This window comes from Halopseudomonas bauzanensis, from assembly GCF_900114735.1.
Taxonomy (GTDB): Bacteria; Pseudomonadota; Gammaproteobacteria; order Pseudomonadales; family Pseudomonadaceae; genus Halopseudomonas; species Halopseudomonas bauzanensis.
In genome coordinates, this window is record NZ_FOUA01000001.1 from 1,201,827 (window position 1) to 1,222,333 (window position 20,507).

21 protein-coding genes are annotated in these 20,507 nt (G+C 60.7%); 5 read left to right on the plus strand and 16 right to left on the minus strand.

Annotated features, from left to right (window positions below; genetic code table 11):
- Complete coding sequence (locus tag BM267_RS05510) at positions 1 to 1,404, minus strand: cytochrome ubiquinol oxidase subunit I (protein WP_074777484.1); 1,404 nt, start codon at positions 1,402 to 1,404, stop codon at positions 1 to 3.
- Positions 1,405 to 1,632: 228 nt separating this feature from the next.
- On the opposite strand from BM267_RS05510, the gene BM267_RS05515 reads away from it, so the two are divergent.
- The gene (locus BM267_RS05515; protein WP_074777483.1) at positions 1,633 to 2,406 is read left to right on the plus strand and encodes an outer membrane protein OmpK; all 774 of its coding nucleotides are present in this window, start codon (positions 1,633 to 1,635) and stop codon (positions 2,404 to 2,406) included.
- A gap of 27 nt (positions 2,407 to 2,433) precedes the next feature.
- On the opposite strand, the gene BM267_RS05520 is transcribed toward BM267_RS05515, so the two are convergent.
- Together BM267_RS05520 and BM267_RS05525 are read right to left on the minus strand one after the other, a co-directional pair.
- Positions 2,434 to 2,613, minus strand: coding sequence for a hypothetical protein (locus BM267_RS05520; RefSeq protein WP_036989100.1), 180 nt, complete (start codon positions 2,611 to 2,613; stop codon positions 2,434 to 2,436).
- Between the two features lie 101 nt (positions 2,614 to 2,714).
- Positions 2,715 to 4,151, minus strand: coding sequence for a YdgA family protein (locus BM267_RS05525; protein WP_074777478.1), 1,437 nt, complete (start codon positions 4,149 to 4,151; stop codon positions 2,715 to 2,717).
- Positions 4,152 to 4,300: 149 nt separating this feature from the next.
- Between BM267_RS05525 and BM267_RS05530 the strand changes: the two genes are divergently transcribed.
- Positions 4,301 to 5,191 carry a DMT family transporter gene (locus BM267_RS05530; protein WP_074777476.1) on the plus strand — a complete coding sequence of 297 codons (891 nt, stop codon included), beginning with the start codon at positions 4,301 to 4,303 and terminating at the stop codon, positions 5,189 to 5,191.
- Here the strand turns inward: BM267_RS05530 and BM267_RS17040 are convergent.
- Entirely contained in the window at positions 5,163 to 5,249 is an 87-nt protein-coding gene (locus BM267_RS17040) for a small membrane protein YohP (RefSeq protein WP_136868991.1), read from the minus strand. The genes BM267_RS05530 and BM267_RS17040 overlap by 29 nt on opposite strands.
- A gap of 124 nt (positions 5,250 to 5,373) precedes the next feature.
- The gene (locus tag BM267_RS05535; RefSeq protein WP_074777474.1) at positions 5,374 to 7,167 is read right to left on the minus strand and encodes a thiamine pyrophosphate-requiring protein; all 1,794 of its coding nucleotides are present in this window, start codon (positions 7,165 to 7,167) and stop codon (positions 5,374 to 5,376) included.
- Between the two features lie 205 nt (positions 7,168 to 7,372).
- On the opposite strand from BM267_RS05535, the gene BM267_RS05540 reads away from it, so the two are divergent.
- On the plus strand, positions 7,373 to 8,227 hold the full coding sequence (locus BM267_RS05540; RefSeq protein ID WP_074777472.1) for an acyl-CoA thioesterase: 855 nt from the start codon (positions 7,373 to 7,375) through the stop codon (positions 8,225 to 8,227).
- Positions 8,228 to 8,402: 175 nt separating this feature from the next.
- Here BM267_RS05540 and benD read toward each other — a convergent pair whose 3' ends face one another.
- From benD to BM267_RS05575, 7 genes are all read right to left on the minus strand, one after another.
- Positions 8,403 to 9,182 (minus strand): benzoate diol dehydrogenase BenD, encoded by a 780-nt coding sequence (gene benD / locus BM267_RS05545; RefSeq protein ID WP_036989093.1) that lies wholly within the window; start codon positions 9,180 to 9,182, stop codon positions 8,403 to 8,405.
- A complete protein-coding gene (benC, locus tag BM267_RS05550; RefSeq protein ID WP_074777470.1) occupies positions 9,179 to 10,201 on the minus strand; it encodes a benzoate 1,2-dioxygenase electron transfer component BenC in 1,023 nt (340 codons plus the stop codon). Before benC ends, benD begins: the two co-directional genes overlap by 4 nt.
- Before the next feature lie 32 nt (positions 10,202 to 10,233).
- On the minus strand, positions 10,234 to 10,725 hold the full coding sequence (benB, locus tag BM267_RS05555) for a benzoate 1,2-dioxygenase small subunit (RefSeq protein ID WP_074992199.1): 492 nt from the start codon (positions 10,723 to 10,725) through the stop codon (positions 10,234 to 10,236).
- Positions 10,722 to 12,098 carry a Rieske 2Fe-2S domain-containing protein gene (locus BM267_RS05560; protein WP_074777466.1) on the minus strand — a complete coding sequence of 459 codons (1,377 nt, stop codon included), beginning with the start codon at positions 12,096 to 12,098 and terminating at the stop codon, positions 10,722 to 10,724. Before BM267_RS05560 ends, benB begins: the two co-directional genes overlap by 4 nt.
- 108 nt (positions 12,099 to 12,206) lie before the next feature.
- Positions 12,207 to 13,151: a catechol 1,2-dioxygenase gene (gene catA, locus BM267_RS05565; protein ID WP_074777463.1), complete on the minus strand. Its 945-nt coding sequence runs from the start codon at positions 13,149 to 13,151 to the stop codon at positions 12,207 to 12,209.
- 107 nt (positions 13,152 to 13,258) lie between these two features.
- On the minus strand, positions 13,259 to 13,549 hold the full coding sequence (catC, locus tag BM267_RS05570) for a muconolactone Delta-isomerase (RefSeq protein ID WP_074777461.1): 291 nt from the start codon (positions 13,547 to 13,549) through the stop codon (positions 13,259 to 13,261).
- Positions 13,550 to 13,563: 14 nt separating this feature from the next.
- Positions 13,564 to 14,682: a muconate/chloromuconate family cycloisomerase gene (locus BM267_RS05575; RefSeq protein ID WP_074777459.1), complete on the minus strand. Its 1,119-nt coding sequence runs from the start codon at positions 14,680 to 14,682 to the stop codon at positions 13,564 to 13,566.
- A 105-nt stretch (positions 14,683 to 14,787) separates the two neighbouring features.
- Between BM267_RS05575 and BM267_RS05580 the strand changes: the two genes are divergently transcribed.
- Together BM267_RS05580 and BM267_RS05585 are read left to right on the plus strand one after the other, a co-directional pair.
- Positions 14,788 to 15,690 (plus strand): LysR family transcriptional regulator, encoded by a 903-nt coding sequence (locus BM267_RS05580; protein WP_074777457.1) that lies wholly within the window; start codon positions 14,788 to 14,790, stop codon positions 15,688 to 15,690.
- Between the two features lie 153 nt (positions 15,691 to 15,843).
- Complete coding sequence (locus tag BM267_RS05585; RefSeq protein WP_074777455.1) at positions 15,844 to 16,629, plus strand: alpha/beta fold hydrolase; 786 nt, start codon at positions 15,844 to 15,846, stop codon at positions 16,627 to 16,629.
- A gap of 141 nt (positions 16,630 to 16,770) precedes the next feature.
- Here BM267_RS05585 and BM267_RS05590 read toward each other — a convergent pair whose 3' ends face one another.
- From BM267_RS05590 to BM267_RS05605, 4 genes are all read right to left on the minus strand, one after another.
- A complete protein-coding gene (locus tag BM267_RS05590) occupies positions 16,771 to 17,037 on the minus strand; it encodes a helix-turn-helix transcriptional regulator (protein WP_235818219.1) in 267 nt (88 codons plus the stop codon).
- Positions 17,034 to 18,356, minus strand: coding sequence for a HipA domain-containing protein (locus BM267_RS05595; RefSeq protein WP_074777451.1), 1,323 nt, complete (start codon positions 18,354 to 18,356; stop codon positions 17,034 to 17,036). The genes BM267_RS05590 and BM267_RS05595 overlap by 4 nt, the downstream gene beginning before the upstream one ends.
- Before the next feature lie 161 nt (positions 18,357 to 18,517).
- Positions 18,518 to 19,720, minus strand: a complete 1,203-nt coding sequence (pcaF, locus tag BM267_RS05600; RefSeq protein WP_074777450.1) for a 3-oxoadipyl-CoA thiolase — start codon at positions 19,718 to 19,720, stop codon at positions 18,518 to 18,520.
- A 13-nt stretch (positions 19,721 to 19,733) separates the two neighbouring features.
- A complete protein-coding gene (locus tag BM267_RS05605; RefSeq protein ID WP_036990144.1) occupies positions 19,734 to 20,507 on the minus strand; it encodes a CoA-transferase subunit beta in 774 nt (257 codons plus the stop codon).

Below are 20,507 nucleotides of genomic sequence, written 5' to 3' on the forward strand. Positions count from 1 at the left end.
TCAGCGCCCTCCTTCTTCGATACCGACGTGAGACGCCGACAGCGGCCGCTTCGGACGCTCGATGTCGTGTACCTCCTCGTCATCCTGGTCGATACTTTCCAGACCGGCGCGCAATACCAGCATCAGGTAGTACAGACCGGCGCTGAAGATCGCCGCATAGACCGCGATGTAGCCCAACAGGGTGAAGAGCACCATTCCACCGGTCAGCGATGGTGTCAGCCCTTCCGCATGACTCATCTGCCCATATACCACCCAGGGGAAGCGACCTACCTCCGTGACGATCCAGCCACACAGCACCGCAGCGAAGGGCGCGAAGGTCATCAGCCGCATGGCGTTGAGAAACTGCGGTTGCCGCCAGTAGCGCCCTCCGGCGCGTAGAAACAGTCCGGCAAGCGCGCAGCCGATCATCAGCAAGCCGATACCCACCATGATGCGGAACGCCCAGAACACGATCCACACCGGCGGCCGCTCCTCCGGCGCCACTTCCTTGAGCCCCGGCACCTCACCGTCCAGATCATGAGTGAGGATCAGACTACCCAGTTTCGGCAAGCCGATCTCGAAGTGATTGGTCTCGTTCTCCTGATCGGGAATGGCAAACAACAGCAGCGGCATGCCGCGCGTGGTCTCCCAGTTGCCCTCGATCGCCGCCACCTTGGTGGGTTGGTGTTCAAGGGTATTCAAACCGTGATAGTCACCGACCACTGCCTGGGTCGGCGCCAGGAACAGGATCAGCCACAGGCACATGGACAATGCCCGGCGGTTGGCCTCCACCTCACGCCCCACCAGCAAGTACCAGGCGCTGACGCCCGCCACCACGAATGAGCCGGTCAGGAACGACGCCAACACCATATGCGTGAAACGGTACGGGAAGGACGGGTTGAAGATGGCTTCGCGCCAGCTGCCGACCACGAACATACCATCGGTCAGCTCGGTGCCGACCGGTGTATGCATCCAGCTATTGGCCGCCAGAATCCAGAAGGTGGAAATAATCGTACCCAATGCCACCATACAGGCGGCGAACAGGTGTACCCCCGGCGGCACCTTGTTGCGCCCGAACAGCAGTACCCCAAGAAAAGCCGCCTCCAGGAAGAATGCGGTCACCACCTCGTAGCTGAGCATGGGCCCGATGAAATTGGCCGCCGCATAGGAAAAATTGCTCCAGTTGGTGCCGAACTGGAAGGACATGACGATACCCGACACCACCCCCATGGCGAAGGCCACCGCGAACACCTGAATCCAGAACTGCGACAGCCGCGTGTATAACGGATTGCCGGTCTTGAATGCCAAGGCTTCAAGAAAGGCGATAAAGGTCGCCAGACCGATGGTGAACACGGGAAAAATCGCATGAAAACAGACAACGAAAGCAAATTGCAGGCGAGATAGCAGCAGCGGATCGAGTTCCATCTGTGCAACTCCTTGGACTGGAGAAAGAAAACCGGCGGCACCGATATCCACAGGGGTAACAGGCAACACGATACCATCAGGCGGATCACGCGGCGTGCGACATAATGTCTGTGACAGGCAATGGCCCAAGGTGTTCCAGAGATCCGCGCTCGGCATTGCGATGCCGTTTGGCTTTTTCGGCAAAGGCTTTAATATGCGCGCTTCTCAACCCAGTAGTCGGAATCCACAATGCACAAACCGATCATCGGCATCGCGGCCACCACCCTGGCACTCGCCAGCAGCCTTGCCGCCGCTTCCCCCTTGCAATGGCAAGACAACAGCCTGACCTACCTGTACGGCAATGATTTCGAGGTCGACCCCAAGACCCAGCAGGCAGTCACCTTCGAGCATGTCAGCGGCTGGAGTTTTGGCGACCTGTTCCTGTTTGTCGACAGCATTCACTACAACGGGGCCAAGGATGCCAATGGCAACAACAGCACCTGGTATGGGGAAGTCGCACCGCGCCTGTCATTCGGCAAGCTGAGTGGACAACAGCTCACATTCGGCCCGATCACCGATGTACTGCTGGCCGGTACTTACGAGCGTGGCCGTGGCGACATCAAGAACTACCTGCTCGGACCCGGCTTTGACCTGAACCTGCCCGGCTTCGACTACTTCCAGCTCAATACCTACTACCGTCACTCCGATACGCCGGACGGCGTGCGGGGCGCCTGGCAGGTGACCCCGGTGTGGGCGGTGACCTTGCCGGTCGGCAAGTCGGATATCCTGATCGATGGCTACATCGACTGGATCGTCGACAACGATGGGGATGGCAAGCACGCCAACCTGCATTTCAATCCACAGGTCAAATATGATCTGGGCAAGGCGCTGGGCTGGAAGGCCAAACAGCTGTATACCGGCATCGAGTACAGCTACTGGAAAGACAAGTACGGTATCAAGAATACCGCAGCTTTCGATACCAACCAGAACGTCACCAACCTGCTGGTCAAGGTGCACTTCTGATCAGTTGATAGCGCCGGTGTCGCCTGTTCAGCTCAGCGACACCGCCTCCAGAATGCGTGTCCCTATTGTCACCAGCAACACGGCAGAGCCAAACAGCATCAGCCCCACCCCCCAACCCTTGTCGCGAAAGCTGAACCCGGTGCCCAGCAACAGAAAGCCGATCACCAGCAGGCCCAGCATGAGGTGAAGTTCATCAGTAGGGGTCATTGCAACTCTCTTCGATGGTTGCCTGCGGACTGCCTGTCGCAGGCTGGACCGAACATGTTACTTGCCCGCCATGACACTGCCAAGGCGGGCAATACCGGGCGTTATTTCAATGCTTCCAGACTGGTGTCCGGTGACAGCATCGCCAGCATCCCGATGAAGTCTTCAAGGGGAATACTCTGGCCGTTGAGGTCGATGAGACCGTCGGCATAACGCAGGTTGGACAGAATGTTGTCACCCTCGAGCGTACCCAGTTGCATCATCTCCGCCATGCCTGCGGCCATCTCCGCCAACATCAACGCTTCCTGCTCCACCGCAGCCGCGTCCGCGTCCGGCTGGAACAGCGCCTTGTAACGCACCATATCACTCAGCATCGGTTTGGACAGCGTCAGATTGGCGTCCAGGCCACCAATCAACTGCTGCGCCAGCATGGCCGGCGGCAGATCGAAGGACGCCGGCTGGCTCAGATCCACCCCCAGGGTGAAGCGGCTTTCGCCATTGGCCGTCCGGATCGACAGGTTATCCAGCGCCACCCTCGGTTTGCGCTCCAGCAACTGCTGCATCGCCGTGGTGAACTGCTCCTCCAGCGCCTGCGGATCACTCGGCTCAAGGCCCATGCTCAGGGTGTTATACAGGCCGGCGAGCACGGCGGTCGCCGCCGGGTCGAGCCGGCTGAGACTCCAGTCCATGCGCACTGAACCCAACGACTGACCACCGTAGCTGACCGCACCCACCTGGTAGTTGAGCGCGCCCTTTACTCCCTCGGTGCCCAACGTGGTGCTGTCGGTCTGTACGATATCCTGCAGTACCATCACGGGTCCGTCGGCGATCTCCATGGCCAGGCTGTCCAGGGTCAGGCGACCATCACCCAGATACAGGCCGTATTCGCCCTCGCGGCGGCGATCCAATTCGAACTCACCACCCACCATGTCGATCTGGGCCAGCCCCTGGATCTTCAGCGAGTCGACCCGACCGGTCATCACCACCTTGCTGCCCTGGGTATCGGTGGCAAAATCCGCATCCAGACCGGAGAACGTCAGCTCGGTGCCATCCTCATTAACCACCATCGGTGCTATGCGGATATCGCCGGTAATGTCGTTGCGGTAACCGATGCTGCTATTGACCATCACCGGAGCCTGGGCGCGGCTGGCGGCGAACAACCCGGCGAGTGCATCGCTGGGCTCCAGTTCGGCATGACTGACCGCCATCACCGGCATCCAACGCAACGAAGCCAGTCGCGACAGCGGCAGGGGACCGTGCTCGATCCGATCCTTGATGAACAGCTCGACCGGCAGCTCGGCGCTGTCAGTTGCCGGCAGAGCCAGGCGATAACGCGCTTCGCTGGAGAGAATGCCACGCTTGAATTCAACCAGCTCAAGGGCCATATCGCTACCCGGAAACTGCGCCGCCAGTTGCTCGTTGCCCTTGCGGACAGAGTCCTGCAGAACCGCCTCCAACCGCGTGCCCGTATACCAGGCCCCGGCGCTCCCTGCGCCCACCAACAACGCCAGCGTGCCCGCTGCTATCCCTGCCTTGTTCATCGTGTTGTCCTTGCATGTGAATGGTATTGATTCGCCGCTGCGGCGAACCGCACAAATCTGCCACAGCCCTCGGCAGATTGCACTCCTTTCCCGAAGCTGGCTATCATCCTTCGCCGCCCTGGCCCAAGGGCTGTTGCCCAAGGAAACCCATGTTCTATCTCATCGCCGTCACCCTGTTATGGGCCATCTCGTTCAGCCTGATCGGCGCGTACCTGGCCGGCCAGGTCGACAGTTATTTCTCGGTACTGACTCGCATCGTCTTGGCCGGGGCGCTGTTCCTGCCGCTGCTGCGTCCGTGGCGGTTGCCCCGCGGCGCGGCTCCCGGCCTGCTCGCCGTGGGCGCACTGCAGTTCGGCCTGACCTATATCTGCCTGTATCTGTCCTTCGAGTTGCTCACGGTACCCGAGGTGCTGCTGTTCACCATCTTCACGCCGCTGTATGTGGCGCTGGTGGACAATGCCTTGCGGCGGCGTTTCAGCGTCGGCCCGGTGGTCGCCACACTGATCGCCGTAGTGGGCGCGGGCATCATTCGTTATGACGGGATTAGCGATGATTATGTGAAAGGCTTTCTATTATTGCAGCTGGCTAACCTCGCCTTCGCCCTGGGCCAGGTGGGATATGCCCATCTGGTGCATCACTTCCAGATGGACCGCCGCCAGCAGTGGCACGGTTTCGGCTTCTTCTTCATCGGCGCCCTGCTGCTGGCGCTACCGGCCTGGCTGTTGCTCGGCAATCACCAGCAGTTGCCACAGACGTGGCTGCACTGGAGCGTACTTGGCTGGCTGGGGCTGATCGCGTCCGGGCTGGGGTTCTTCTTCTGGAATCGCGGCGCCACCCAGGTGGATGCCGGCACCCTGGGCATCATGAATAACGCTTTGATTCCCGCTGGGCTGGTAGTCAATCTGGTGATCTGGAATCAGCAAGCCGACCTGCCGCGCCTGCTGCTGGGCGGCGCGGTGATCGGCCTGTCGTTGTGGGTGAACCTGCGCTGGGACAGGTGGTTGGGACGGGTCAGAAAATCAGCATCAGCAGACCGATGATGACCAGCAGACCAACCAGAAAGATGATACCTGCAGTGCTGGCGAGAAACTTGAGCATAGAGAACTCCGTATTCGAGGTATGTCATTTTTCGACCCGGACGGTGGCCTGACAGTTCAGGCAAAAGCTCGCTTTCGGCATCTCCCGCGAGGGCGAAGAGTTCACTGGTAACCCTGGAGCCGGTTCAGTCCTTTGCTTTACCGGGCAACATACGGCTCAATACCTGCTTGGCCGACTGCTTGATGATGCCCTGTTGATCAGGGTCGCCCTGCAGCAATGTCTGGGCATAGGCCTTGGCCTGCTCCAGCTTGATGTGCGGCGGCAGCGGCGGCACATCCGGGTCGGTCTTGAATTCGATGACGACCGGCCGGTCAGCCATCAACGCCTCTTCCCAGGCTGCGGCCACGGCGTCTTCGCGGTCAACATAAATACCTTTCAGGCCGATGGATTCGGCGAAGCGGTGATAGGGCACGTTGGGGATATTCTGCGACGCCTCGAACTTCGGATCGCCTTGCATGGCCCGCTGCTCCCAGGTCACCTGGTTGAGGTCCTCGTTGTTGAACACCGCGCAGATCCACTGGCCGTTGCCCCATTCCCGCCAGTACTTGGCAACCGTGATCAGCTCGGCCATGTTGTTCATCTGCATCGCCCCGTCGCCGACCAGCGCCACCACCGGCCGGTCCGGATGGGCGAACTTGGCAGCAATGGCGTAGGGCACCGCCGCGCCCATGGACGCCAACCCGCCGGACAGCGAGCACAGCATATCGCGGCGAATCTTCAGGTCCCGCGCATACCAGTTGGCGCAGGAGCCGGAATCGCAAGTGATTACTGCCCGGTCCGGCAGCCGTGGCGACAGCTCAAACACTACCCGTTGCGGATTGATCGGGTCTGCGGCGACCATGGCGCGGGCTTCCAGGGTCTTTTCCCAATCCTCGCGCCAAGCCTCGACCTTGCGGCGCCAGCTACGGTCGGCCTTGTCGGTGAGCAGCGGCAACAACAGCCTTAACGTCTCGGCGGCATCGCCCTGCAGGCTGACCTCCATCGGATAGCGCAGGCTGAGCATGTCGGCCTTGATATCGATCTGCACACCCCTGGCCTGCCCTTCCTGCGGCAGAAATTCGGAATAGGGAAAACCCGAGCCAATCATCAGCAGGGTGTCGCACTCGGTCATCAACTTATAGCTCGGCTCGGTGCCCAGCAGGCCGATGGAGCCGGTTACCCAGGGCAGTTCATCCGGCAGCGCCGCCTTGCCAAGCAGGGCCTTGGCCACCCCGGCGCCGAGTTTTTCCGCTACCTGAATCACTTCGTCCGTGGCCCCCAGCGCACCGGCACCCACCAGAATAGCGACCTTGCGCCCGGCATTCAGCGCCTCGGCCGCCAGTTCCAGATCCTCCCGATAGGGCACCACCTTGGGCCGGCTGTAGCCGATGCCCGAGTGCACCATGCCGTGGGCATGGCCCGGCTCGGTGTATGCCTCGTCCTGCAGATCGTTGGGCAGGATAATGGTTGCCACCCGGCGCTCACCGTAGGCCGTGCGGATGCCCCGGTCCACCAGATGCCGCACCTGGGCCGGTGCGCTGGCCTGCTGCACGAAGGCACCGGACACATCCTTGAACATCGCCGTCAGATCCAGCTCCTGCTGATAGTGGCTGCCCAGACTGGTCCGCGCCTGCTGGCCGACGATCGCCAGTACCGGCATATGATCGAGGCGCGCATCGTACAGACCGGTGATCAGATGCGAGGCGCCCGGCCCCGAGGTGGCCAGGCAGACGCCCAGGCCGCCGCTGAACTTGGCATCGGCAGAGGCCATGAACGCCGCCATCTCTTCGTGGCGCGCCTGGATGAAGCGGATTTTACCATTGGCCCGATTCAGCGCCCCCATGACCCCGTTGATACCATCGCCCGGGTAACCGTAGATGCGCCGCACGCCCCAGTCGTACAGGCGCTCAACGAAATAGTCACTGACTGTAGTACCCATGGAATCACCTCCTCGGCTCGACCGTATCCGCCCCGGATCGCAGCCCGGGGCCAGGCGCTGCTGAGACTGTGACCGGACGCTGCGGGCCAGGGTTCAGGTGAATTTTTCCTGATCGACCTGCATTTATCGCAGTGATGAGATTGCTTCCGCCGCCTTAAAACCGGATGCTCGGGTTATACAGCCATACGACGGATTCACCTGCGCCATGACCGAACAAGACAAGACAACATCACCCCTGAGTTTCAGCTTCTCGCCCCGCTATACCGATCTGGATACCTGGCGGCACGTGAACAACTCCCGTATCTATCAATTGCACCTCGAAGCCCGCGTGCTCGCCCACGTCAGCCGTTTCGGCCAGGACGCCTGGTTTTCCGATGACGTGCGCCTGCGGCCGCTGCGTACCATCACCGATTATCGCCAGGTCAGTTGGTACGGCCGCGATATCAATGCCTGGATCAGCGTGACCGACTGCGACGATGACAGTTTCCGCCTGCGCTGCGAGCTGTATCAAGATGGAGCACTGGTGGGAACTCAGGAATCGGTAATGGCCGCTTTCGAGAATGGCCATCGGATCGCCCTGCCCGAGAATATTCGTACCGTCATGGCGGCTGCCAGCAATGGTAGCGCCGGCCCGCTGGCACCAGCGGACTACCGCGACCACCTGCAACATGCGCACAACTTCGCCATTCGCCAGCAGCTTACGCCGCGCTATGCCGATGTGGACGCGGACAGCCAGCGCAGCGAGTCGGCGCTGGCGCTGTATATGGAACAGGCCCGCTCGACTGGCGTGCGGCAGCTGGACTTTGACGGCCTGGGCGTATTGGTAGCGTCGGTGGATGTCAGCTTCGAGCATTACCAGGCCGGCTGGACGCCGCTGGAACTGGCCGCCGGCATCAGCCGTATCGGCAACAGCTCGTTCCTGTTCACCAGCTGCGCCCTGCACAAGGATGCGGTGCAGGTCAGTGCGCGCAGCGTGATGGTGGTGATCGACCCCGCCACCAACCGGCCAGTGCCGATTTCACCGGCGCTGCGGGAGCAGTTGGAGGCGTGGTCGATTTGAGATAACAGGGAGCAGGCTTGTGGATGCGGCCTGCTCGCCCCCTGGGATTGTCGAGCACCAGCTCGACAGCTTTCCCATCAGACAACACCGATGCCATCGCCAGCAAGATAGGAGCTGATGCTCGAACCTCGCAGGCGTCTGGCGCCAGTACCCAGCTTGATCGGCCGACCGCTGGTCAGCCCTGATCCCCACCTGCCACCGGTAGAATGGTGCCTGTGATATAGCTGGCCGCATCCGATGCCAGAAACAGGATCGGCTCGGCCTGCTCGTCCAGCGTACCGTAGCGGTGCATGAAGCTGCTGTCGTTGGTCTGCGCGATCAGCGTCTGATACCAGCCCTGCTCCCGCTCGCCCTGCGCCTCGGTATTGCGCGGCGTCAGTCGCGGTGGCGCCTCGGTGCCGCCCGGGGCGGTGGCATTGACGCGGATGCCCTGCTCGGCATATTCGAACGCCAGGTTCACCGTCAGCCCGTTCACGCCGGCTTTCGCCGCACCATAGGGCACGCGCATCAGCCCGCGGGTGGCCACCGATGACACGTTGACGATGGCACCTTGCTGCTGCGCCACCATATACGGCAGCACCGCACGACAGCACCACAAGGTTGGAAACAGCGAGCGCTGGATTTCCTTCTGGATCTGTTCGGGCTGGTAATGCTCGAAGGGCTGGGCCCAGATGGTGCCGCCGACGTTGTTGATCAATACATCGATCCGCCCATATTCCTGATGGGCCCGCGCCATGACACTCTCGGCTCCTTCCCAGGTTTCCAGGTCGGCCTGCAATGCCAGCGCCTCAATCCCCCGGTCACGCAGCTCGCCAGCCACGCCCTGAACATAATCGGCAATGTCCACCAGTACCAGCCGGGCGCCCTCGGCGCCGGCCAGTTCGGCAACCCGCTTGCCGATGCCCTGGGCGGCGCCGGTGATTACCAGCACCTTGCCGGTGAAGCGGGCGCTCATGCGACCTCCTGCGCCGCTACGCTGGGCGTGAAGCGTTCGTAATGGAAGGAGTTCGGCTCGATGTTCTGCTCGCGGAAGTAACCCAGCACCGCATCGACCATCGCCGGTGGCCCGCACAGGTAAACGTCGACATCACCGCCATTGAGGGGCGCACCGTCCATATGGTTGGTCACGTAACCCTTGTTTGGATGGTTGCTGTCCGGGCTGGAGACCACGGTAGTAAAGGTGAAGCCGTCAATGGCCTCGGCAAACGCCTGCAATGCCGGCACACACACCAGGTCCTCATCACTGGTCACGCCATAGATCAGATGGACCGGCTGGCTGCTGCCATTGGCCTTGAGCTGTTCGAGCATGGACAGGAACGGCGCCAGACCGGTACCACCAGCCAGCATCACCACCGGACGCTCCACCGCGCGCAGGTAGAAGATCCCCATGGGGCCGGCCAGCTTGACCTGATCACCGGTTTTCGCGCTGCCCACCAGCCAGGTGCTCATCAGGCCACCCGGTACGTTGCGGATCAGAAAGCTCAGTTCCCGGCTACCGGGGGCGGAGCTGAAGGAATAGGCGCGGGTTTCGCTGCCGCCGGGCACCTGGATATTCACGTACTGGCCGGGCAAAAAGACGATATCGGTATCAGCGGTGACCTTTAGCTCGATGCTGGTGGGTGAAATCAGATTCACCTCGGACACCGTGCCAGTGGTTTCCATGATGCTGGTCTTGCACAGGGTGGAAGCCGCCGGGATATTCACCACGCAATCGCTGGAGGGCACCATCTGGCAGGTCAGGATCAGCCCCTGCTCGGCTTCGTCCTCGGTCAGCGCTTCCTCGATATACTCCTCGCCCAGGTCATATACGCCCTGCTGGCAGCTGCCCTTGCAGGTGCCGCAGACACCATCGGAACAGTCCATCGGCAGGTTGATCTGGTTGCGGTAAGCCGCATCCAGCACGGTTTCACCCTCGTTGCAGCTGATGAAACGGGTGACGCCATCTTCGAAATTGAGTGCGATGTTGTAGCTCATGTCGGTTACTCCTGATCGGCGCGTCCGATCAATCACAGGTGATAGATATCAATCACCTGATTGATGTAATCGTTGTTCAGAATGACCTTCTTCTCGGTGATCACCGGTTGCTCGCCGGTGACATCCAGGGTGCAGAAGGCGGTACCGAAGAACATCTGGGTGGTGTGGTAGCGATGGCTGTTGGTCTGCCAGTTGAAGCGCAGCTTCACCTGGCCGTCAGTCTGCTCCAGAATTTCCAGATTGGTCCGCAAGTGCGTGACGCGGGGCTCCGGCATGGAGGTGGCACCCGAGCGCTCGGTCTTGATCCGATAGACACGATCTTCCAGACCCTTGCGGCTGGGGTAATAGATCAGCGACAGCTCCGTCTGCGGGTTCTCGGTGAGCGCGGCCTCATCATCCCAGCAGGGCATCCAGTACACCGCTTCCTCGTGGTAGCAAGTCAGCCACTCATCCCACTGGCGATCATCCAGCAGGCGCGCTTCGCGGTTGATGAAGGCCTGGATCTGTTCGAAAGTCATGCTCATGCCGAAGTCTCCTGTGCGGTAAGGGCAACGAAACGGGCGCGTTCGGTCTCGACGGCACGCAACATTTCCTCGACCCAATGCTGGTGATGCGTCACGTACAAGCCTTCATCCTCGGGATTGGCGCCGCTGAGCGTGGGCTGGAGATCGATGCGCTGGGCACCTTTGTCCGCGCCTTCGATCCAGTGCGCCGCGCCGCGGCTCATGTCGTTCCACTTCAGGCCTTCGGCGTTGTAACCCTGCTGGCAGGCACGGAACTCTTCCAGATCATCCGGTGTACCCATACCGCTGACGTTGAAGAAGTCCTCGTACTGGCGGATACGCTTGGCACGCTCGTCCGCCGGCTCGTTCTTCGGTGCCCAGCAATAGATGGTGATCTCGGTCTTGTTCAGCGAAATCGGGCGCAGCACGCGAATCTGGGTGGAGAACTGGTCCATCAGGTACAGGTTCGGGTAGATGCACAGGTTCTTGGTGGTGTTGACGATGGCATCGGCACGCGCCTCGCCCACCTTCCCCTGCAGACGCTCCAGATGCTTGTACACCGGGCGCACCTGGGGATTGGTCAGGCGGGTCCAGAGCATCATGTGGCCGTTCTCGAAGGAATAGAAACCGCCTTCACTGGACCAGCTCTTGGCGTCCACCGCCTCGGTGCCGCCCTTCTCATAGTCACGCTGGCCCATGGTCGACAGGTAGTTCCAGTGCACGGTGCCAACGTGATAACCATCGGCGCCGTTCTCGGCAGTCAGCTTCCAGTTGCCTTCGTAGGTGTAGGTCGAGGTGCCACGCAGCACTTCCAGACCGTCTTCGGCCTGATCGACGATGTTGTCGATAACCTTGGTGGTCTCGCCCAGATACTCGGCCAGCGGCAGCACGTCCGAACTCAGACTGCCGAACAGAAAGCCCCGGTAGTTCTCGAAGCGCGGCAGGCGCTTGAGGTCATGGGAGCCGTCGGTATTGAAGCTCTCCGGGTAGCCGCCTTTTTTCTGGTCGCGGGCCTTGAGCAACTTGCCGTCATTCTTGAAAGTCCAGCCATGGAAGGGGCAGGTGAACGAGGCCTTGTTACCGCGCTTCTTGCGGCACAGGGTGGCGCCGCGATGCGAGCAGGTATTGAGCAGCGCCTGCAGCTCGCCTTCCTTGGTGCGGGTGATGACCACCGGCTGACGACCCAGGGTCAGGGTAAAATAGTCACCGGGGTTTTCCACTTGGCTCTCGTGGCCGAGGAATACCCAGTTGCCTTCGAAGATGTATTTCATCTCCAGGTCGAACAGCTGTTGATCAGTGAAGATGCTGCGATCGCAACGGTAATTGCCGTTGGCTGGATCGACTTCCACCGCGCCGCGAATTTTTTTCTCGAGTTGGTCGAGTTGACGAGTCATGTGCGTAACTCCTTCATGCTTTTATTGGTCGCCAGCACCGGGGTATAGGCCCCCGGACCAGCCCGTTACCGGGCTGGTCGATGTCCTGCTTGCTGGCGCTGGGGTGGTTCAGGCTACCGCGGCGTTTTCCAGGGCGCGCTTGCGCTCATGGCGGGCTTGCAGCTCGGCCTTGTCGGTGGAGACCAGTTGGAAATTGAACTCCACTTCGGTGATCGGCCCGCTGACACCATGCTTTTCGCCGTCGGCGGAATGTTCGACTGCGCGAGCCTCGACCACCAGCTCGTCGCGGGTCGCGAAGGCGAAGTCGTCATAGGTAAATTCATCGCCGGCCAGGTTGATCTGGGTGGTCAGGTGCTTGTGACCGGGCGCCGAGATGAAGAAGTGGATATGCGCCGGGCGCTGGCCATGGCGGCCCAGCTGGTTCAGCAACGCCTGGGTGGAACCCTCGGGCGGGCAGCCATAGCCGGACGGAATGATCGAGCGAGCGGCATAGCGGCCATGCTCGTCGGTCTTGATCCGGCGACGCAGGTTGAAGTCACTCTGCGACTTGTCGAAGTAGGAATAATTGCCCTTGGAGTCAGCATGCCAGATGTCGACGATGGCGTTGGCCAGGGGCTTGCCATCCTCATCGGTAACCAGACCTTTGATCAGCATGGGTTCAGCTGTCTCATCGGTACCATCATCCATCCGGGCGAAGCCGTCCGCCAGCGGCGCGCCGGCCACATACAGTGGACCTTCGATGGTGCGCGGCGTGCCGCCGGCCAGGCCGGCTGCTTCGTCCTGAGCATCCATGCGGATATCCAGGTACTTGTCCATGCCCAGGCCCGGCGCCAACAGCGAAGCTTCGCCATTCTTGCCCAGCTCACCGACGTAGTAGACCGCACTCCAGAACTCTTCCGGAGTGACATCAAAATCTTCAATCAGTTGGAAGACGTCGCTCATGAAGCGATGCACGATCTTCTTCACTCGCTCATTACCGGCCTCGACGTGGAAACCAGCAACCTTGTTCAGCAGTTCTTGTACTTCGGCAGTGTGGGTGGTTTGGATTGTCATGGTTATTGTCCTCATATTTATTCTTATTGCCTGATCACAGCTTGGGCGTTGGCAATGTTGTTCAATGGCGCCTGCTTGCCTGACGGCGCCTGTTTCACAGCGTCCTGTCAGCGATCATCCTCGTGGATCGACGACAGGTGGCGGCACAGGGGCGCCACGCTGATGTCCATATAGGGGAACAACGGCAGGCCACTGATCAGATCCTGAAGTTCAGCGTTGTCCTGCACATCGAAAATACTGACGTTGGCGTAACTACCGGCCACGCGCCACAAATGGCGCCACTTGCCCTGGCGCTGCAGATCCTGGGCGTAGGTCTTTTCCCGCGCCTTGATTTCATTGGCCACTTCCGCCGGCATGTCGTGGGGAATGTTGACCTTCATCTCGACCTTGAACAGCATGTTCTTCTCCTCGGTTATTTGCGGCGGTATTCGGCCAGCTTGTCTTCGTCGATCTCGACGCCCAGTCCCGGACCGCGGGGCAGATCCACGCCGTTGTCATGGAAATTCAACGGCTGAACCACAATGTCATCCTTCATCAACAGCGGGCCGAACATCTCGCTGCCCCAGTGCAGGGTGTCCAGCGTCGACCAGGCATGCAGCGAGGCTGCTGTACCGATGGTGCCTTCGAGCAGGGTGCCGCCGTACAGGCCGATACCGGCTGCCTTGGCCACTGCGGCCTGCTCCAGCACCCGCAGCGGGCCACCGGCCTTGGCGATCTTCATCGCCACCGCACCGCTGAAACCTTCCGCGGCCAGCTTGTACATGTCAGTGGCGTCGGCCACGGCTTCGTCGGCCAGAATCGGGATGTGGAATTTGGCGGACAGGCGGGCCAGGGCAGCGAAATCCTTCATCGGCGTCGGCTGCTCGACCAGATCGATACCGGCTGCCTGCAGCTCGGCCATGCCCCTAGCGGCGGTAGCTTCGTCCCAGGCCTGGTTCACATCCACCCGGACACTGGCTTCATCGCCGACGGCAGCCTTGATCGCTGCCACATGGCGTACGTCATCCATTACCGGGCGCGAACCAATCTTCAACTTGAAGTCGCAGTGGCGCTTGGCGGCCATCAGGGTTCCGGCTTCATCGATGTCCCGGGCGGTATCGCCACTGGCCAGAGTCCAGAGCACCGGAATGTGCTGATGAATCGCGCCACCCAACAGCTCGGATACGGGCCGGTTCAGACGCTTGCCGAGCAGGTCCAGCAGGGCGGTCTCGATCGCCGACTTGGCCAGATTGTTGCCGCGGCTGGAGCGATCCAGCATTACCCGTAGGGTATTGATGTTATCCGCTGGCTGATTGATCAGCTGTGGCTTGAAATAGGTGTCGATGGTAAGTTTGACGCTCTCGGGGCTTTCCGGGCCGTAGGCCAGACCGCCGATAGTGGTTGCCTCGCCCAACCCTTCGAGGCCGTCCGAGTCCTTGATGCGCACGATTACCATGGTCTGTACACCCATGGTGGTCATTGAAAGCTTGTGCGGCCGGATGGTCGGAATGTCGACCAGAACGGCTTCAAGGGACTGAATGGTGGCGGGCATGTGTACTCCGAATGCGAGACAAAAGGACTGTGAGTCGAACAGTACGAAGTTTCAGCTATGCCAACCAATATTGAATAAGTAGGCAGCAATACCCTGGAGGTATGGATGGAACTCAGACACCTGCGTTATTTCGTCGCAGTGGCAGACCAGCGCAATTTCACCCGCGCCGCGGAAAAGTTGTTCATCGCCCAGCCCCCCCTGACTAGAGCCATCAAGCAGCTCGAAGAAGAGATCGGCGTGGAGTTATTCATCCGCAAGGCCAGGGGGCTGGAGCTGACATCGGGCGGCGCCTACTTCCTCGCCCATGCCCAACAGATTCTGGACAAGGTCGAGACGACCATCGCTGATACCCGTCGGATTGCCTCCCATCGCAAGACTATATTCTCCATCGGCTTCGTACCGTCGGTGTTCTATGGTCAGCTGCCGCTGATGGTCCGCCGCCTGCGGCAGAACAAGAATCTGGAAATTGTCCTGCACGAGCTGAAGACTCGGGAACAGGTCGATGCCTTGAAGGCGGGCAAGATCGATATCGGCTTTGGCCGCATCAGCATCGAAGATGCTGAAGTGGATCAGGAAAAATTGTTCGACGAGCCGCTGATCGCCGCCTTACCCGTATCCCACCCGCTGACGGCCCGCCCCCCGACTATGAAGGAACTGGCGGAGATGAACATGATCGTCTTCCCTTCCAGTACCGGCCCCAACTTCGCCGATCTGGTGCACGGCCTGTTCCGGCGGCGTGGCCTCAAGGTCAATGTCATCCAACAGGTCAACGATCTGCAGACCGCCCTATCGCTGGTGGCCTCGGATATGGGGTTCACCTTGGTACCAGAACAGGTACGTCGCCTGCAGCGAGAAGATGTGGAATACATGCCGCTGGCTGATGACAACATCACCGTCCCGGTCATCGCCTCGCGTCGCCACGGGGAAAACCCCAACGCCATCATGCGGTTGACCAATACCATTCTGGCGGAACTGGTGGAAAACCGGCTCACGGGCCGCTACCCCTGAGGAGACGTCGCCGCGCTAACGAGAGTTCGACTTTCGGCGGACAATGGTCGGCTGCACTTGACGGAGCAAATCATCTGACCGCAAGATGTTCGCATTAAAAACTTTAGTTCGTAATGCGAACATCACATCTATCAACCGGACAGGACATTCACCATGACATTCTGCGCTCACCAAGGCCGCACCATCAGCTATCGCCTGCTCGGCCAGCCCGAGAGCCCTCTGCTGCTCCTCGCCCATCCGCTGGGCATGACCCAGGGCATCTGGGACGACATGCTCCCCGAACTGCTCGGCCGCTTTCGTGTTCTCACCTGGGATTTGCCCGGCCACGGTGCCAGCAGCGCCTGGCCGGATGATCGCGATGCCATCGAAGCCGAAGACCTGGCCCAGGAAGCACTGATGCTGGCGGGCCTGGCCGGTGCCGAGCAGTTCCACTTTGCCGGCACCTCCATTGGCGGCGTGATCGGCCAACAACTGCTGAGCCAGCACGCTGACAAGCTACTGTCCGCCACCCTGACCAATACCGGCCCGGTCATCGGCACGCCCGACGCCTGGCGCCAGCGCGCTGACATGATCATGGAAAAAGGCCTGCAAACCATGGCGCCGGATCTGGTCCCACGCTGGTTCGGCCCGAAGATCTGCAATGAGCAGCCAGCGCTGGTCCCGGGTTGGTGCATACAGCTGGGCCGCACCGACAACCGCAGCTACGCCCTGCTATGCCTGATGCTCGGCCGCTGCAACTACAGCGAAGCCTTCAGCAATGTGCAGGTACCGCTGCAGATCATTGCCGGCAGCGACGACATCGCCACCCCGCCCGCATCACTGCAGGCACTGGCCAAGGCATTAGGTGCGGCGGAGCCGGTGGTGTTGGAGGGGGTTGGGCATGTGCCGGCGGTGGAGAGTCCGGCCAAGATGGTGGAGCTGTTTAAACAGGTGATTTGAAAGTTTGAAGTTTGTTTCTCCCCTACCCCATAAATACAGGGCACATGGCCCTGTATTTATGGGGCTTATCAATTATCCAGCAGCTCAAAATCGACACTCATTGGTTCGCTGCCAAAGTGCTTCAGGTAACGCACCCGCCCATTATTTTCGCCGCAACGGCACCACACCCATCTGCATACCAAAGGCCCGTAACACACTGTTGACGGTCTCCAGCGTCGGATTGCCGCTATCCTGCTCCAACTGCCGCAGGGTGCGCAGGGAAATATTGCACATGCGGGCGAAATCCGCCTGGGTGAGCCCTGTAATGCGAGTGCGTAGCTGACGGACGGTTTCGCCGAGACTGATGCTGCCTTCGTCGAGCTGGCGCCAGATATCATCGAACACCTCTGCACGACTCTGCTCTTTCATATCAACCCCCATTTCTGCAAGGTTGCCGGCAAGCGCCTGAGTGGTATCAACGGAGCGTTCCAGGTTTCTTCGGGTAGATGTAGAGAACTGAGTAGGTCGGGCAAGGCCAGCAACGCTGCGGCATCCTCTCGCAAACCCTCAAATAGCTCATCGCCATCAACCCATCGCCCCAGCTGTTGGCAGGCTCTGCGCCAATCCACCTGATTAAGCTGCTCGATACCATCCGGCCACCGCGTTGTTCTCACCACACCAGCGGGGTCCATTACCATGGGTGCGATGTCATACATGGGGGCCAGGCTGATGCTGTCCGCCTCTCGTTGCACAGCAAGGTTGCGCCCATGATTGTCAGTATTGCCGAGTACCTGATTAATCAGATCGCGCCGCAGATACTCACGCAGCATGCCGGGTATACCCTGCTGCTGCCCCGCTGCCACCCAAACCTCGACCAGACGCTCGGCCACAGCAACATGGTCCATTCGGCTACCCGGCCGAGTTACACCGCACAGTGAGTAGATGGATTCAACGGCAAGACGCTTGACGGTTTCACCCTCAACTTGCCGATCAAAACGGGGCATCCACAGGCTGGGACGGTTCGCTTCTTCGTAGGCCAGTCCATCGCTTGCGATGGTGTTGAACCTCAGTGCCCCCAGTGCTCGGTAATAGCAATATTCGCTGAACAGGATATTGCGATCCGTCGCGGCCGCCGGATGCCGTGGAAACTTGACGAACCAGTGGTGCCGGGCCTGTTCGTCGGGTAACGACGCATCCGGATACAGGGCACCGCTTACATCTTCTGCCAGTAGCAGTTTGGGCGCTTCACCGCCGGCACCCGAAGCTCCACCCACGGCAGCGCCATGGTCATAGGCATGATCAAGAAACAGGGTGTCGCGGCGAATGACTTCAGCCCGGGAGAACCCGGTCAGTGGACTGGATGACAGGCGCTCAACACCTTCCAGGATGCGCAGATGACCGATAGGTGCGGTTGTGCATTGCTGTAGCAGGAAGAAATCTTCTCCCGCACCGAGAGGCACGGACATGCAAGCGAGGATATGCCTCCGGGCTGCGCCAGCGGGGATGATGTCATGCAGAAATGCGGGAGCGATACCGCGGTGGATATCCCATGACAGGGGGTACCCTGCACTTACCGATGGTTGGAGGACAGAATCCAGCGCGTGCAGATGCTCAACGAGATAATGGCTGAAATATTCTGTTGAACAGACGCTGGCCAGTCCCTGCTCCGGCTGGTCGAAACGGATCACCATTGCATCCTGCCAGCGACCGTCGAGATGGGTTTGTAGTGTTACCCTGTTCGAGTCCATGACCTGCCTCCGGAGATCCTGATAGGTATTATAATACCTAAAATCAGGTCTTGGACAAGCAGAAACGGCATTTTAATGCCTTTAATCATACATAGCAGCCAATCATAGGCATTAAAATGCCGACAGCGGAGCCCCTTGTGGGGGCCCCGCTATCGACTGGATTACGCCCGCTCGATCAGCATCGCAATCCCCTGCCCCACACCCACGCACATGGTGCAGATAGCATAACGCCCACCGGTGCGTTGCAATTGGAATGCAGCCGTCATCAGCAACCGCGCGCCGGACATGCCCAGTGGGTGGCCCAGGGCGATGGCACCGCCGTTAGGGTTGACCCGCGGGTCGTCATCGGCGATGCCCAGCTCGCGCATGACTGCCAGGCCCTGGGCGGCGAAGGCTTCGTTGAGTTCGATAACGTCGATGTCGTCGATCTTCAGGCCGTGCTTATCCAGCAACTTACGGGTCGCCGGGACCGGACCAATGCCCATGATGCGCGGCTCGACACCGGCGGTGGCCATGCCGAGGATCTTCGCCACCGGCTTGAGCCCATAGGACTGCACCGCAGCTTCGCTGGCCACCAGCATGGCGGCAGCGCCATCGTTGACGCCGGAGGCGTTGCCGGCAGTGACCGTGCCGTTATCCCGGAAGGGCGCGGGCAGTGCGGCCAGCTTGTCCAGCGTAGAGGCGCGCGGATGCTCGTCGGTGTCGAAGCTCAGCGGCTCCTGCTTGCGGCGCGGAATGCTGACCGGCACGATTTCCTCGGCAAAGATGCCATCGGCCTGGGCGCGGGCGGTCTTTTCCTGGGAGCGCAGGGCGAATAGGTCCTGGTCGGCGCGGGAAACCCCGAACTGCTCAGCGACGTTTTCCGCTGTTTCCGGCATGGAGTCGATGCCGTGCTGCTTTTTCATCAGCGGATTGACGAAGCGCCAGCCGATGGTGGTGTCTTCGATCTTCTGGCCGCGGCCAAAGGCGCTGTCCGCCTTGCCCATGACATAGGGCGCGCGGGACATCGACTCGACGCCGCCGGCCAGCACCAGATCCATTTCCCCGGCGCGGATGGCGCGGAACGCGGTGCCTACCGCATCCATGCCCGAGCCGCACAGGCGGTTCAGTGTGGTGCCCGGTACGCTGGTCGGCAGCCCGGCCAGCAACGCGGACATGCGGGCGACGTTGCGGTTGTCTTCACCGGCCTGGTTGGCACAGCCCATGATGACTTCATCGATGGCATGCGGGTCCAGCTCGGGCGCCTGCTCCAGCACGGCACGGAAGATCTGTGCTGCCAGGTCGTCGGGGCGCACGCTGGCCAGGGTGCCGCCGAAGCGGCCGATGGCCGAACGGCGGGGGTGACAAATATAGACGTTGCTCATGACAGTCCTCGATTTATTGACCGGCGTGGTGCGCCGCGGTACGCGCTTTCAGGTCGCGCAGCACGGTCAGCTCCTGCTCGCTGGGCGGCGGGGTGCTTTCCAGACTATCGGCGAAACGAATCTCCCAGCCGGTGGCCTCGATCACCTGCTCGCGGGTCACGCCCGGATGCAGGGAAGTGACGACCAGCTCCTTGTCCTGCGGATCGGGCCGAAGGATGCACAGATCGGTGATCACCACGGTCGGGCCACGGCCAATGTTTGGCACGTTATCCCGCGCCTTGCCATCGCGGCCAAAGCCGACAGTGGTGATGAAGTCTATGTCCTTCACGAAGGTACGCTTGGAATGCTTGACGGTGATGAACACCTCTTTGGCATTGGTGGCGATTTCCGGGGCGCCGCCACCGCCGGGCAGGCGTACCTTGGGATCACGGTAATCGCCGATCAAGGTGGTGTTCAGGTTGGCATAACGATCGATCTGCGCGGTGCCGAGAAAGCCGACGCTGACGTGCCCGCCCTGCAGCCAGTAGCGGAACATCTCGGGTACCGAGACGGTGGTCAGTGCCGATGAGCACAGCTCGCCATCACCAATGGACAACGGCAGCACGTCGGGCTTGGTCTGCAAGGTGCCGGACTCGTAGATCAGAGTGATATCCGGCGCATGGGTCAGACGCGCCAGGTTCGCTGCCTCACTGGGCAGGCCGATACCGACGAAGCAGGTCATGTCGTTGTTCAGTGCGCGCGCCGCAGTGACGCTCATCATTTCCGAGGAGGTAAATTCGCTAGTCAT

Bases quoted from the DNA above. Each gene is read 5' to 3' on its own strand.
- BM267_RS05510 (WP_074777484.1), bottom strand. From the start codon at position 1,404: ATGGAACTCGATCCGCTGCTGCTATCTCGCCTGCAATTTGCTTTCGTT.
- BM267_RS05515 (WP_074777483.1), top strand. From the start codon at position 1,633: ATGCACAAACCGATCATCGGCATCGCGGCCACCACCCTGGCACTCGCC.
- BM267_RS05520 (WP_036989100.1), bottom strand. From the start codon at position 2,613: ATGACCCCTACTGATGAACTTCACCTCATGCTGGGCCTGCTGGTGATC.
- BM267_RS05525 (WP_074777478.1), bottom strand. From the start codon at position 4,151: ATGAACAAGGCAGGGATAGCAGCGGGCACGCTGGCGTTGTTGGTGGGC.
- BM267_RS05530 (WP_074777476.1), top strand. From the start codon at position 4,301: ATGTTCTATCTCATCGCCGTCACCCTGTTATGGGCCATCTCGTTCAGC.
- BM267_RS17040 (WP_136868991.1), bottom strand. From the start codon at position 5,249: ATGCTCAAGTTTCTCGCCAGCACTGCAGGTATCATCTTTCTGGTTGGT.
- BM267_RS05535 (WP_074777474.1), bottom strand. From the start codon at position 7,167: ATGGGTACTACAGTCAGTGACTATTTCGTTGAGCGCCTGTACGACTGG.
- BM267_RS05540 (WP_074777472.1), top strand. From the start codon at position 7,373: ATGACCGAACAAGACAAGACAACATCACCCCTGAGTTTCAGCTTCTCG.
- benD (WP_036989093.1), bottom strand. From the start codon at position 9,182: ATGAGCGCCCGCTTCACCGGCAAGGTGCTGGTAATCACCGGCGCCGCC.
- benC (WP_074777470.1), bottom strand. From the start codon at position 10,201: ATGAGCTACAACATCGCACTCAATTTCGAAGATGGCGTCACCCGTTTC.
- benB (WP_074992199.1), bottom strand. From the start codon at position 10,725: ATGAGCATGACTTTCGAACAGATCCAGGCCTTCATCAACCGCGAAGCG.
- BM267_RS05560 (WP_074777466.1), bottom strand. From the start codon at position 12,098: ATGACTCGTCAACTCGACCAACTCGAGAAAAAAATTCGCGGCGCGGTG.
- catA (WP_074777463.1), bottom strand. From the start codon at position 13,151: ATGACAATCCAAACCACCCACACTGCCGAAGTACAAGAACTGCTGAAC.
- catC (WP_074777461.1), bottom strand. From the start codon at position 13,549: ATGCTGTTCAAGGTCGAGATGAAGGTCAACATTCCCCACGACATGCCG.
- BM267_RS05575 (WP_074777459.1), bottom strand. From the start codon at position 14,682: ATGCCCGCCACCATTCAGTCCCTTGAAGCCGTTCTGGTCGACATTCCG.
- BM267_RS05580 (WP_074777457.1), top strand. From the start codon at position 14,788: ATGGAACTCAGACACCTGCGTTATTTCGTCGCAGTGGCAGACCAGCGC.
- BM267_RS05585 (WP_074777455.1), top strand. From the start codon at position 15,844: ATGACATTCTGCGCTCACCAAGGCCGCACCATCAGCTATCGCCTGCTC.
- BM267_RS05590 (WP_235818219.1), bottom strand. From the start codon at position 17,037: ATGAAAGAGCAGAGTCGTGCAGAGGTGTTCGATGATATCTGGCGCCAG.
- BM267_RS05595 (WP_074777451.1), bottom strand. From the start codon at position 18,356: ATGGACTCGAACAGGGTAACACTACAAACCCATCTCGACGGTCGCTGG.
- pcaF (WP_074777450.1), bottom strand. From the start codon at position 19,720: ATGAGCAACGTCTATATTTGTCACCCCCGCCGTTCGGCCATCGGCCGC.
- BM267_RS05605 (WP_036990144.1), bottom strand. From the start codon at position 20,507: ATGACTAGCGAATTTACCTCCTCGGAAATGATGAGCGTCACTGCGGCG.